This window comes from Kitasatospora sp. NPDC094019, assembly GCF_044764505.1.
GTDB lineage: Bacteria > Actinomycetota > Actinomycetes > Streptomycetales > Streptomycetaceae > Kitasatospora.
In genome coordinates, this window is the sequence record NZ_JBIWIF010000017.1 from 112478 (window position 1) to 125402 (window position 12925).

A 12925-nucleotide genomic window follows, 5' to 3' on the forward strand; every position below is an offset into this window, starting at 1 on the left:
GCGGTACAGCGGCCCCGGGACGACCGGGGCTCCGGGCGCCGGACTCAGCCCGCGAACCCCGGGGCGAACGACACCGGCAGCGCCACCAGCCCGCGCACCCAGGCCGACGGCCGCCACACCAGCGCGTGCTCGGCCACCGCCAGCCGCAGGTCCGGCAGCCGGTCCAGCAGCACCTCGACCGCCGTGGTCGCGATCACCTCGGCCGCCTCCTGCGCCGGGAACGGACAGCCGTGCTCGCCGTACGAGTAACTCAGGTACGCCCGGTTGCCCTCGGCCGGCCGCCCGTCCGGCTGCCGCACCGACGGATCCGCGTTGGCCCCCGCGAAACCCAGCAGCAGCATGTCCCCGGCGGCGATCCGCTGCCCGCCCAACCGGGTGTCCCTGGTCGCCCAGCGGCCCGCGAAGATCTGGGTCGGGGTGTCCTCCCAGAGCGCCTCGTTCAGCGCCTGGCCGATGCTGCGCCGCCCGCCCGACAACGAGGCCGCGAACCGCTCGTCGGTGAGCATCAGCCGCAGCGCGTTGGAGATCCAGTACGAGGTCGGCTGGTGACCGGCGATCAGCATCACCCGCAGGTCCCGCATGATCTCGTCGTGGCTGAGACCGGCCGGGTGCGCCAGCATCCGCGAGGCCACGTCGTCGCCCGGGCGCGCCGCCTTCTCCTCGACCAGCTCCAGCATCGCGGCGAGCAACCGCTGCGCGCCGGCCGGAGCGTCGGGGCCGCCGTCCAGCATGGTCAGCAGGCCCTCGATCAGCACCGGCGCCCGCTCCTCGCTCAGCCCGAGCACCCGGCAGAGCACCAGCAGCGGCAGCCGGTGGGCGTACTCGGCGACCAGGTCCGCCTCGCCGCGCCCGGCGAAGTCGTCGATCAGCCGGTCCGCCAGCTCCTCGCTGTGCTTGCGCAGCTCGTACGGGTCGACGGCGGCCAGCGCGTCGGTCACCGCCCGGGAGCGCCGGACGTGCTCCTCGCCCTCGGCGTAGAGGATCGACGGCACCGGCGCCATCATCGGTTTGAGCGGCCAGTCCTCGGCGACGGTCGCCCAGCCGTTCCAGCGGGTGGAGTCCCGGCCGAACAGCTGCGGCTGACCGGTGACGAGCTGGAGCTCGCGGTAGCCGATCACCAGCCAGGCGGGTACTCCGCCGGCGAGTTCGACCGGCGCGACCGGGCCGTGCCCGGCCCGCATCTCCCGGTAGAGCTGGGACGGGTCGGTCTGGAAGCGCGGCCCGTACAGCGGGGTGGCGCCGGCGTGGGCCGGGCAGCCCGGCGGCGGGGTGGCGGCGGGCTCGGTCACGGGGTGCTCTCCTCAGGGACGGGGGCGGCCGCGGCGGGGGTGCCCGCCGTCGCGGCCTCGACCCGGGCGGTCAGGTGACGGACCAGCTCGATCAGCACCTGCTTGCCGGACTCCCGGTCCCGGGCGTCGCAGTCCAGCAGCGGTACCTCGGGCGGCAGGTCGAGCGCCTCCCGGACCTGCTCCAGGGTGTGGGTCGGGTCGCCGAAGTTGTTGCGGGCGACGACGAACGGCGTGCCGTGGTGCTCCAGCCGGTCGATGGCGTACCAGGAGTCCGCCAGCCGCCGGGTGTCCACCAGCACGACGGCCCCCAGGGCCCCGGCGAACAGCCGGTCCCAGAGGAACCAGAACCGCTCCTGCCCCGGCGCGCCGAACAGGTACAGCACCTGGCTCGCGGAGAGAGTGATCCGGCCGAAGTCGAAGGCGACCGTGGTCGAGCGCTTGCCCCAGGCACCGGTGGGATCGTCGATCCCCTCCCCGGCCCGGGTCAGGGTCTCCTCGGTGTTCAGCGGGCGGATCTCGCTGACCGCGCCGACCAGGGTGGTCTTGCCCACGCCGAAGCCGCCGACCACCACGATCTTGAACGCGTTGTCGGCGGTGCGGCGCAGCGGTGTCCGCCCGCTCGGCCGGGCGTCCCGCCCCTCAGAGCCGTTGGAGTCCATGCAGTACCTGCTTCAGCGTGTCGAGATCGGGCAGCCGGGCCTTGTTGGGGGCGAACCGCGGGTGGCGGGCGGTGATCGACCCGGCCTCCAGCAGGTCGCCGAGGAGGATCTTCACCACCGAGACCGGCAGCGCCAGCTCCGCCGCGACCTCCACCACGGCGATCGGCGCCCCGCACATCCGCAGGATGCGCGCGTGCTCCGACTGCATGCCCGGCGCCGGCTCCCGCTCGGCGACGATCAGCGTGACCAGGTCGAACGCGTTCTCCGGCGCCCGGCTGCGGCCCCGGGTGATGGTGTACAGGCGGTCCGGGTCGTCGTCCCGGCCCGTCCGCCCCGGCCGCCCGTCGGTGTTCCCCCCGCGCCCGCTCATGCCCGGGCGCTCCCGTCGGTCACCGGGCCGTCCGCCCCGGCCGCGGCCTCCCGGGCCGGGGCACTGAGGTGGACGCCGATCTGCTCGATCAGCCCGTGCATGTTGTGGCCGACCACGCCCACGTCCGCGTCCTCGTCGGTGACCACGGCGAGGTGGGCGCCCTCGCCGGCGGCCACGATGCACAGCACTCCGCCGTGGAACTCGGTCATCGACTGCCGCACCCCGCCGGTGCCGTCACCGAACTCGATCGACGCGCCGTGGGCCAGGCTCTGCAGACCGGAGGCGATGGCGGCGAGCTGGTCGGCCCGGTCGTTGCCGAGGCCGGAGGTGTGGCAGAGCTTGAGGCCGTCGGCGGAGAGCACCAGGGCGTGCCGGGTACCGGGGGTGTTGCTCAGCAGGTTCTCCAGCAGCCAGTCGAGGTCGCGGTCGGTGGCACTGCTCATCGGAAGTCCTTCTCGGTGACGGGGGAGGCGTCGGACGCGGGGTCCGTGGCGGACCGTTCGCACGGGGTGTCCTGGAGCGGTACGGCGCCCTCGGCCGGCGCGGGGGCGTCGGCGGGCACGGAGTTCGGGTTGCCGGCCGCGGAACCGGCGGTGGGCTCCGCGGCGGCGGGCTCGGCGGCGGCCTCAGCCGCGGGGGCCGGACCGGCGGCGAGGGCCGGACCGGCGGCGGGCAGGGCGGCCCGGCGGAAGGCGCCCAGCCTGGCGGCGGCGCTCGCCCCGTCGGAACGGGCGGGCCGCTCGGCGGGAGCCGCCGCCGGACCGGCGGCGGCCATGGTCCGGCCGCGACGGCGCTGCGGCAGACCGCTGTCGGTGACGGCGGGCACGGCGGGCACGACGGGCACCGGTTCCGCCGACGGAGCGGCCACCGGGGCGGCGGGCCCGGCGGGCGCCCGGCGGGCGGGGGTGAGCGCGGGGCGCGGGCCCGCGCCGAGCGCCCGCTCGACGACGCGCTCGACCGGCGCGGGCAGCGGGGCCGGCCCGGTCGCGGGGTGCGTGACCAGCTGCTGCGGGATCAGCACCACCACCCCCGTGCCGCCGCGCGCCGACGGCCGGAAGGAGATCTGCAGCCCGTGCTTGCGGGCCAGCACGCCGACCACCGCGAGACCGATCCGGGTGCCCGCCGACAGCGTGGCGAGGTCCAACGACTCGGCGGAGACGGCCCGCTCGGCGCGGCGCAGCCAACTGTCGCTCAGGCCCAGGCCACTGTCCTCGACGGTGACCACCAGACCGGCCGGCACCTCCTCGACGTAGACGTGCACCTCGGCCGGCGGCGCGGAGAAGGTGGTCGCGTTGTCGAGCAGCTCGGCGAGCGCGTGCATCACGCCCTCGGCCGCGAACCCGGCCACCGCGGCCGTGCTCGCGTTGTGCAGCCTGACCCGTTGGTAGGCACCGATCCGGCCCAGCGCGCCGCGCAGCACCGACTCCACCGGGATCGGCCGGCCCCAGCGGCGGCCCGAGCGGGCGCCGGTCAGCACCGCGATGCTGTCGGCCATCCGGCCCGCCTGGGCGGTGGAGTGGTCCAGCCGCAGCAGATCGCCGAGGACCTCCTCGTCGTGCCGGTGCTGCATCTCGCGCAGTTCCGCGTGCATGCTCGTGGCCAGGGCCTGAACCCGCCCGGCGGCGGTGGCGCAGACCGCCAGGGCGGCGGCCCGCAGGCGCTCGCCGCGGCCGATCTCCTCCGCCACGGCGCGCAGCAGCGGACGTTGGGGGTGGTCGCGGTACGGGACCAGGACGGCGTCCACGGTCGCACCGCTCCGCAGCCGTTTCACCAGTACGGGCAGCACCTCGTCGGCGAGCCGGTCCACGGCGGCCCGCTCGGCGCGTTCCGCCGCGGCCTCCGCCCGGGCCGCGTCCGCGTCCGCGCGGGCGGCGGAAGCCTCCTCCTCGGCGCGGGCGAGCGCGGCCCCGGCCCCGTCCCGTTCGGCCTCGGCGGCGGCGGCCCGCGCCACGGCGGCGGCCTCGCCCTGCCGGGCCGCGCCTGCGACCACCAGCGCCGCCGTCGAATCGTCCTCCCGGGTGGCCAGTTCGAACTCCAGCCGACGGGCCCGTTCGGTGGCGCCGCCGGCCTGCCGGACGGCGATCAGCCAGAGCGCGGTGACCGCCGCCACGGCTGCGGCGGTCAGCGGCTGCCCGGCGTCGAAGGCCCGCATCACCCCGACCGGCCCGGCCACCGCCGCCAACAGGGCGGCGGCCGCGACAACGGCCCTGGTACGCACGTCGGGTCGACGGCTGGGCCCACCGTCGGGGCTGGTGGTTTCTGTCATCGGTGCGGTGTCCTCGGCAGAAGTCGGGCGAATGCGCGACCGCCCGGCCGACGTCGTGGAACGTCTCCGGGCGGCGATTCGGTTCACGCAGTCGGCCGATCATATCCATTCAGACGATGTGCTCAACCGGTAAGTTGACGGTCAGTCTCCTCCTGCCACGCTCCGTATACCGATCCACCTCCATCCCCTCACTCCATCGCCACCTCGACCGCACGACGCACCTCGGCGAGGTCCAGTCCGTGGTCGGCGACGACCCGCGCCCCGAGCCCCTCCCCCTCGCGGAGCACCCCGAGCAGGAGGTGGCCGACCGCGATCCGGCCGGACTCCATCCGGAGCGACTCGCGCAACGACAGTTCCACCGCCTTGCGCGCCCGCGCCGTGAACGGGCTCCGCCCCGCCCGCCCCTCGGTCCGGAACCACCCGCGACGCCGCGGCTCCGGCGGCGGCGGGGACTCCAGCGCACCCGCACCGAACACGGACTCCACCGCCTCGCGCACCGCCTCCAGGTCAACCCCGATCGAGGCCAGCGCCCGCGCGTCGCCGCCGCTCCCGAGCAGCCGCCCGACCGCCCGCCGGGCCTCCGCGTGGTCGAGCCCCGCCTCGATCAGCACCCGCGCCGCCGGGTCCGCCGTCTCCGCCAGGACGGCCAGCAGCAGGTGTTCGGTCCCGACGTGCCCGTGCCGGAGTTCCGCCGACTCGCGCCCCGCCTGCCCGACCACCCGCCGGGCCTCCTCGGTGAATCGCTCGAACATCGCTCAGTCCCCGTCCTTCCCGCTTCCACCGGCACCGCGCCGCGCGTACTTCTTGTGCACCGCCTGCCTGGTCACCCCGAGGCAGACCGCGATGTCCTGCCACGACCAGCCCTGGTCCCGCGCGTTGCCGACCTGCAGCCCCTCCAGCCGGTCCGCCAGGTCGCGCAACGCCCGGACCGCCCGGAGCCCCACGGCCGGATCCCGACTGGCCGCCGCGGCCGCCAGTTCTCCGCTCTCACTCATAGTGTCAACCTAGGTTGACGATGGCGAGCTGTCAACCAAAGTTGACAGAAAAGCCGAAAAGGCGGGGCGAGGACATCACCTGTCCTCGCCCCGCCTTCAGCGCCGTCTCACCTCACCGGTGCGGCGGCGGCTGTGCTCAGCTGCAGCCGCTGGTGGAGCCGCAGCCCTCGCAGAGGTAGCAGCTGCCCGCGCGGCGCATCTTGGTGCCGCAGGAGAAGCAGAGCGGCGCGTCCGCGCTCATGCCCAGCTGGATCTCCATCAGCTCGGTGGAGTTGTGGGCCTGGGCCGGGGTGGCCTTGGGCGCCGGGGCCGCGACCGGGGCCGGAGCCGCCACCGGCCTCGCGACAACGGGAGTGACCGGAGCGACCGGGGCCGACTGCGCGAGCGTCTCGGTGTCCAGCTCCTCCTCCGCCTCCAGCGGCTCGTAGGAACCGGTCTCCAGGTGGCGCTGACGCTCCTCGACCGAGTGGATGCCGAGTGCCGAACGGGTCTCGAACGGCAGGAAGTCCAGCGCCAGGCGACGGAAGATGTAGTCGACGATCGACTGCGCCATCCGCAGGTCCGGGTCGTCGGTCAGACCGGCCGGCTCGAACCGCATGTTGGTGAACTTCGAGACGTAGGTCTCCAGCGGAACACCGTACTGAAGGCCCACCGAGACGGCGATGGAGAAGGCGTCCATCATGCCCGCGAGGGTCGAACCCTGCTTGGACATCTTCAGGAAGACCTCGCCGAGGCCGTCGTCCGGGTAGGAGTTGGCGGTCATGTAGCCCTCGGCGCCACCCACCGTGAAGGAGGTGGTGATGCCCGGGCGGCCCTTGGGCAGGCGCTTGCGGATCGGACGGTACTCGACGACCTTCTCGACGGCGGCCGGGGCCGCGGCCTCCTCGGCCTTCGCCGCGGAGTCCTTCGTCTTGGCCGAGAGCGGCTGGCCGACCTTCGAGTTTTCGCGGTAGATGGCGAGCGCCTTGACGCCCGTCTTCCACGCCTCGAAGTAGATCTCCTCGACGTCCTCGACGGTCGCGGAGGCCGGCATGTTCACCGTCTTCGAGATGGCACCGGAGATCCACGGCTGGATCGCGGCCATCATCCGGACGTGACCCATCGGGGAGATGGAGCGCTCGCCCATCGCGCAGTCGAACACCTCGTAGTGCTCGTGCCGCAGCCCCGGGGCGTCCACCACGTTGCCGTGCTCGGCGATGTGGGCGACGACCGCCTCGATCTGCTCGTCCTGGTAGCCGAGACGCTTGAGGGCGCGCGGGACGGTGCCGTTGACGATCTGCATCGAGCCGCCGCCGACGAGCTTCTTGAACTTGACCAGCGCGAGGTCGGGCTCCACGCCGGTGGTGTCGCAGTCCATCATCAGACCGATGGTGCCGGTCGGGGCGAGCACCGATGCCTGGGCGTTGCGGAAGCCGTTCTGCGCGCCGATCCGCAGGACGTCGTCCCAGGTGGCGGTGGCGGCGGTCCAGACCGGGGCGTCCAGCTCGTCGAAGGACACGCCGGCCTTCGAGGCGTCCGCGTGCTGCTTCATGACCCGCTGGTGCGGGGCCGCGTTGCGGGCGTAGCCGTCGTACGGGCCGACCACACCGGCGAGTTCGGCGCCGCGGCGGTAGGCGGTGCCGGTCATCAGCGAGGTGATGGCGCCGGCCAGGGCGCGGCCGCCCTCGCTGTCGTAGGCGTGGCCGGTGGCCATCAGCAGGGCGCCGAGGTTGGCGTAGCCGACGCCGAGCTGGCGGAAGGCGCGGGTGGTCTCGCCGATCTTCTCGGTCGGGAAGTCGGCGAAGCAGATGGAGATGTCCATCGCGGTGATGACCAGCTCGACGACCTTGGCGAAGGCCGTGGCGTCGAAGGTGTCGTCCTCGCGGAGGAACTTCATCAGGTTGAGCGAGGCCAGGTTGCAGCTGGAGTTGTCCAGGTGCATGTACTCGGAGCAGGGGTTGGACGCGTTGATCCGGCCGGACTCCGGGCAGGTGTGCCAGTGGTTGATGACCGAGTCGTACTGGATGCCGGGGTCGGCGCAGGCCCAGGCGGCCTCGGCCATCTTGCGGAAGAGCTTCTTCGCGTCGACGGTCTCGATGACCTCGCCGGTCATCCGGGCGCGGAGGCCGAATTCGGTGCCGTTCTCGACGGCGGTCATGAATTCGTCGCTGACCCGGACCGAGTTGTTGGCGTTCTGGTACTGGACGGAGGTGATGTCGTCCCCGCCGAGGTCCATGTCGAAGCCCGCGTCGCGCAGGGCGCGGATCTTCTCCTCCTCCTTCACCTTGGTCTCGATGAAGGCTTCGACGTCGGGGTGGTCGACGTCCAGGACGACCATCTTGGCCGCGCGCCGGGTGGCGCCGCCGGACTTGATGGTGCCGGCGGAGGCGTCGGCACCGCGCATGAAGGAGACCGGTCCGGAGGCGTTGCCGCCGGAGCTGAGCAGTTCCTTGCTGGAGCGGATCCGGGAGAGGTTGAGGCCGGCGCCGGAGCCGCCCTTGAAGATCATGCCCTCTTCCTTGTACCAGTCGAGGATCGAGTCCATGGAGTCGTCGACGGCCAGGATGAAGCAGGCGGAGACCTGCTGGGGCTGCTTGGTGCCGACGTTGAACCACACCGGCGAGTTGAAGCTGAACACCTGGTGGAGGAGGGCGTGGGTCAGCTCGTGCTCGAACACCTCGGCGTCGTCCGGGGTGGCGAAGTAGCCGTTCTTCTCGCCGGCGGCGCGGTAGGTGAGGACCACGCGGTCGATGATCTGCTTGAGGCTCCACTCGCGCTGCGGGGTGCCGAGGGCGCCGCGGAAGTACTTGGAGGTGACGATGTTGACCGCGTTGACCGACCAGAAGTCGGGGAACTCGACGCCGTGCTGCTCGAAGTTGATCGAGCCGTCACGCCAGTTGGTCATGACGACGTCGCGCCGCTCCCAGCTGACCTTGTCGTACGGGTGCACGCCAGGGGTGGTGTAGATGCGCTCGATCCGCAGGCCGCCCTTGGGGGCCTTGCCGGCACCCTTGCCCGCGGTCCGGTCGGACTTCGACCCGCGTGCGGAACCGCTCGTGGTGTCTGTCACTTCTGTTCCTCCTCCTGGTTGGGCAAACGCCCGAAGTGCACCGAAAAATCCGGGCACGGCTGGTTCGCTCTTCCGGTGTGCGGCAGGCAGGGATCCTCACCCACCGCGCACGTTTTGTCATGGTCTGTGCGCCGATTTCGGGCACACGTCGGCCCCGGGGGACCGAAGGGGTTGCGCCGACCCCGGAAAGGGGCCGGTGGAGGGGCCGGGCCCGTCAGGGCGCGGCGGCGGCGACGGGCACGCAGGCGCCGTCGGCCTCGGGGGCGGGCTGCTCGGCGCGGAGTTCCGCGATGGCGGCCTCGAAGTCTTCCAGTCCGTCGTACGCCTGGTAGACGCTCGCGAAGCGCAGGTAGGCGACGACGTCGAGTTCCTTGAGCGGGCCGAGTATGGCGAGCCCGACGTCATGGGTGGTGAGCTCGGCGTTGCCGGTGGCCCGCACGCACTCCTCGACCCGCTGGCCCAGCTGCGCGAGGGCGTCCTCGGTGACCGGGCGGCCCTGGCACGCCTTGCGGACTCCGGAGATGACCTTCTCCCGGGAGAACGGCTCGGTGACGCCGCTGCGCTTGATGACCATCAGGGCGGCCGTCTCCACCGTGGTGAATCGGCGACCGCAGTCCGGGCACTGCCGGCGGCGGCGGATGCAGCTGCCGTCCTCGGTGGTCCGGCTGTCGACGACGCGGCTGTCGGAGTGCCGGCAGAAGGGGCAGTGCACCTGAGGATCCCTCCTTGGCAGGACGTGCGGACTTGGTCGAGTCTATGCGATCCCGGGGCCCTGCGAGCAACCCGATCTTGAGGTCTCGACCACAAGTACTGGGCCACGGAGAGGACTGTAGCCACTACATCTAGGTTTCGGAGCGAAGGAGGGGCGTCGGCGTGTCGGCGCGGGCGATACCCTCGGAGTCGATTTCCGATCGAACATTTAATCGATGTACAACAAAGCCTTGATCGAGTCAGCCAACTCCCGAATAATTCACTCGAACGTGTGTTTGGCGCAACCTTTCGATACGAGGTGCGTTGGGCTGGAAAAAGGAGAGGACAGCCGTCGAGAGGGGCAGCCGTGAACGCCGTCGAAAGCAACACCATCCCGGTGCAGGAGCACTCCCAGCTCAAGGTGGGGCAGCGCACCACGAATCAGCAGAGTGTGGACATCAGCATGGACCGCAGCGAGGATCACCGCCCCACGGGCCCGGGCATTTCCGGGGTCGGGCGTGTTCCGGACCAGCCCATCGAACACTCCCCCGCCCTGGACGACGCCCACCCGGCGCCGACCCGCTCCGCGCCGGGCCGCCCGCCCGGCATCCGGACCGACGAGGCCGGCCTCACCGAGCGCCAGCGCCGGGTGATCGAGGTCATCAGGGACTCCGTGCAGCGCCGGGGCTACCCGCCGTCGATGCGCGAGATCGGCCAGGCCGTCGGCCTGTCCAGCACCTCCTCGGTGGCCCACCAGCTGATGGCGCTGGAGCGCAAGGGCTTCCTGCGGCGGGACCCGCACCGTCCGCGCGCCTACGAGGTCCGCGGCGTCGAGGTGGCCCGGCCGAACACCGCCGAGACGGCCGGCCGGCCGTCCACCTCCTACGTGCCGCTGGTCGGCCGGATCGCCGCCGGTGGGCCGATCCTGGCCGAGCAGACCGTCGAGGACGTCTTCCCGCTGCCCCGGCAGCTGGTCGGCGAGGGCGAGCTCTTCGCGCTCACCGTGCGCGGTGACTCGATGATCGAGGCGGCCATCTGCGACGGGGACTGGGTCACCGTCCGCCGCCAGCCGGTGGCCGAGAACGGCGACATCGTGGCCGCGATGATCGACGGCGAGGCCACCGTCAAGCGCCTCAAGCGCGAGGACGGCCGGATCTGGCTGATGCCGCACAACCCCGCGTACGAGCCGATCAACGGCGACAACGCGACCATCCTGGGCAAGGTCGTGGCGGTCCTCCGCCGGCTCTGACCGCACCCGCTCGGCGCGCGCAGGCTCCGGAGGCCCGCCGCACCCGGCACACCCCGCCCGGCCCCGCAGGAACCGGACCCACAGGAAGGGGCTCCCCGCACACCGCGTGGAGCCCCTCCGGCCTGCCCGGCCCCGCCCCGAACGGCCCCGCCCGAAACGCCTCCCGACGAAACCACCGGGGGCCGCCTCGGCCCTGTCGCGACCCTGTCCCGGCCTGCCTCAGCCCCGTTTCGGCACCGGCCGGACCGGCGCCGCCGAGTCGTCGATCGCCGCCAGCGAGCGGCGCACCTGGTTGCGGTCAGTGGTGTACCAGAACTCCGGCATCGAGGAGCGGAAGAAGCCGCCGTAGCGCTTGGTCTCCACCCGCGGGTCCAGCACCGCCACCACACCCCGGTCGGCCGCCGCCCGCACCAGTCGGCCCGCGCCCTGCGCCATCAGCAGCGCCGCGTGGGTGGCCGCGACGGCCATGAAGCCGTTCCCGCCGCGCTGTTCGACGTCCTTCTGCCGGGCGCTCATCAGCGGGTCGTCCGGCCTCGGGAACGGGATCCGGTCCATCACCACCAACTGGCAGGCCGAGCCGGGCACGTCCACGCCCTGCCAGAGCGACAACGTGCCGAACAGGCAGGTGGTCGCGTCCGAGGCGAACTCGCGGATCAACTCGCCCAGGGTGTCCTCGCCCTGGAGCAGGATCCGCTGGTCCAGCCGCTCCCGCATCGCCTCGGCGGCCGTCTGCGCCCCCCGCATCGAGGAGAACAGCCCCAGCGTGCGCCCGCCGGCCGCGCCGATCAGATCGGCCAACTCGTCCAGCATGTCCGGCCGTTCGGGATCACGCCCGGGATCGGCCAGATGCCTGGCGACGTAGAGGATGCCCTGCTTGGAGTACTTGAACGGCGAGCCGACGTCGATGCCCCGCCAGTGCGGCACCGGCTCGTCGTCCATGCCCTCCCCCACCGCCTCCGGGTTGTCACCGGGCGTGCGGACGTCCGGCAACCGGGCGTCGGACGGCAGTCCCACCGAGGCGGCCACCCCGGTGAAGTCCCCGCCGAGCTTGAGGGTGGCCGAGGTGAGCACCACCGAGCGCTCCTTGTACAGGCCCTCCCGCAGCAGCCCGGAGACACTCAGCGGGGCGACCCGCAGCGAGGCGGTGCCGAGCCCGTAGCGGTCGCTGCGCTCGATCCAGACCACGTCGTACTCGGAGTCCTGGAGCAGCCGGTCGGCGGTCTCGTGCAGGGACTCGGCGGCGGCCATCGCCTGCTTGCGCACGGCGTCCTCGTCGCTGAGGCCCTTGTCCCTGGTCTCGCCGAGCGAGGTGATCACCTGCCGGGAGGCGTCCCGGATCGCCGTCACGGCGTAGCCGAGGTACTCGGGCAGCTCCTCCACCCGGCCGGGCTGGGCGGTCTCCATCAGGCCGTGGTAGTTCTCGGCGGCGGCCTGGAGCGCGTCCACGGCCTTCTCGTTGGCGAGCCGGGCGGCCCGCTTGACGGTCCGGTTCACCGCGCCGACGGTCAGCTCGGCGGTGGCCGCCCCGGTGACCCGGTTCACCAGCTCGTGCGCCTCGTCGATGATCAGCAGCCCGTGCTCGGGCAGGACCGGAGCGCCCTCGATCGCGTCGATCGCGAGCATCGCGTGGTTGGTGACGACGACGTCGGCGAGCTTGGCCCGCTCCCGCGCCTTCTCCGCGAAGCACTCCTGGCCGTACGCGCAGCGGGTCGCGCCCAGGCACTCCTTGGAGGTGACGGCGAGCTGGGCCCAGGCCCGGTCGGAGACGCCGGGGGTCATGTCGTCCCGGTCGCCGGTCTCCGTCTCGTCCGCCCAGTCGCGCAGCCGGAGCACCTCCTTGCCGAGCTTGCCGGCGGGACCGCCCAGCGCCTCGACCGGGTCGAACAGGCCCTCGCCCTCCTCGCTCGGCGTGCCCTCGTTGGCCCGGTGCAGGCACAGGTAGTTGGAGCGGCCCTTGAGCATCGCGAACAGCGGACGGCGCCGCAGCACCGGATGGAGCGCCTCCACGGTGCGCGGCAGGTCCCGCTCGACCAGCTGGCGCTGGAGCGCCAGGGTCGCGGTGGCGACCACCACGCGGTCCCCGTGGGCCAGTGCCGGCACCAGGTAGGCGAGGGACTTGCCGGTACCGGTGCCGGCCTGCACCAACAGGTGCTCGCCGTGGTCGACGGCGTCCGCGACGGCCTCGGCCATCCGGAGCTGTCCGGGGCGCTCGACGCCGCCGACGGAGGCCACCGCGGCGTGCAGCAGTTCGGGGACGCGGGCGCGGGGGACGGCCTCCGCCGGGGCGTCCGCGACGCTCCCGGCCTCGTCGGCGTCCTCGGCGGGGAGCTGGGATTCGGAGTCGTTCGTCATGACCGT

General features: G+C 72.8%; 11 protein-coding genes. 1 reads left to right on the forward strand and 10 read right to left on the reverse strand.

The window, feature by feature from the left end:
• Window positions 1-44: 44 nt before the first annotated feature.
• The 9 genes from ACIQ9P_RS30700 to nrdR all read right to left on the reverse strand — a co-directional run bounded on the left by ACIQ9P_RS30700 (window position 45) and on the right by nrdR (window position 9340).
• Entirely contained in the window at window positions 45-1289 is a 1245-nt protein-coding gene (locus ACIQ9P_RS30700) for a cytochrome P450 (protein WP_402363294.1), read from the reverse strand.
• Window positions 1286-1948, reverse strand: a complete 663-nt coding sequence (locus ACIQ9P_RS30705) for a GTP-binding protein (RefSeq protein ID WP_402363297.1) — start codon at window positions 1946-1948, stop codon at window positions 1286-1288. The genes ACIQ9P_RS30700 and ACIQ9P_RS30705 overlap by 4 nt, the downstream gene beginning before the upstream one ends.
• Complete coding sequence (locus tag ACIQ9P_RS30710) at window positions 1929-2318, reverse strand: DUF742 domain-containing protein (protein WP_402363300.1); 390 nt, start codon at window positions 2316-2318, stop codon at window positions 1929-1931. Before ACIQ9P_RS30710 ends, ACIQ9P_RS30705 begins: the two co-directional genes overlap by 20 nt.
• On the reverse strand, window positions 2315-2761 hold the full coding sequence (locus ACIQ9P_RS30715; RefSeq protein WP_402363303.1) for a roadblock/LC7 domain-containing protein: 447 nt from the start codon (window positions 2759-2761) through the stop codon (window positions 2315-2317). The genes ACIQ9P_RS30710 and ACIQ9P_RS30715 overlap by 4 nt, the downstream gene beginning before the upstream one ends.
• Window positions 2758-4584, reverse strand: coding sequence for a sensor histidine kinase (locus tag ACIQ9P_RS30720; protein ID WP_402363306.1), 1827 nt, complete (start codon window positions 4582-4584; stop codon window positions 2758-2760). Before ACIQ9P_RS30720 ends, ACIQ9P_RS30715 begins: the two co-directional genes overlap by 4 nt.
• A 188-nt stretch (window positions 4585-4772) precedes the next feature.
• Complete coding sequence (locus tag ACIQ9P_RS30725; protein ID WP_402363309.1) at window positions 4773-5336, reverse strand: Clp protease N-terminal domain-containing protein; 564 nt, start codon at window positions 5334-5336, stop codon at window positions 4773-4775.
• Window positions 5337-5339: 3 nt separating this feature from the next.
• Entirely contained in the window at window positions 5340-5579 is a 240-nt protein-coding gene (locus tag ACIQ9P_RS30730) for an RNA polymerase subunit sigma-70 (RefSeq protein ID WP_402363312.1), read from the reverse strand.
• 136 nt (window positions 5580-5715) lie between these two features.
• Window positions 5716-8628, reverse strand: coding sequence for a vitamin B12-dependent ribonucleotide reductase (locus ACIQ9P_RS30735; RefSeq protein ID WP_402363315.1), 2913 nt, complete (start codon window positions 8626-8628; stop codon window positions 5716-5718).
• Between the two features lie 214 nt (window positions 8629-8842).
• On the reverse strand, window positions 8843-9340 hold the full coding sequence (gene nrdR / locus ACIQ9P_RS30740; RefSeq protein ID WP_402363318.1) for a transcriptional regulator NrdR: 498 nt from the start codon (window positions 9338-9340) through the stop codon (window positions 8843-8845).
• A gap of 345 nt (window positions 9341-9685) precedes the next feature.
• Here nrdR and lexA point away from each other — a divergent pair, with 345 nt between their 5' ends.
• Complete coding sequence (lexA, locus tag ACIQ9P_RS30745) at window positions 9686-10567, forward strand: transcriptional repressor LexA (protein WP_380301925.1); 882 nt, start codon at window positions 9686-9688, stop codon at window positions 10565-10567.
• A gap of 219 nt (window positions 10568-10786) precedes the next feature.
• On the opposite strand, the gene ACIQ9P_RS30750 is transcribed toward lexA, so the two are convergent.
• The gene (locus tag ACIQ9P_RS30750; RefSeq protein WP_402363321.1) at window positions 10787-12919 is read right to left on the reverse strand and encodes an ATP-dependent DNA helicase; all 2133 of its coding nucleotides are present in this window, start codon (window positions 12917-12919) and stop codon (window positions 10787-10789) included.
• Window positions 12920-12925 lie beyond the last annotated feature (6 nt).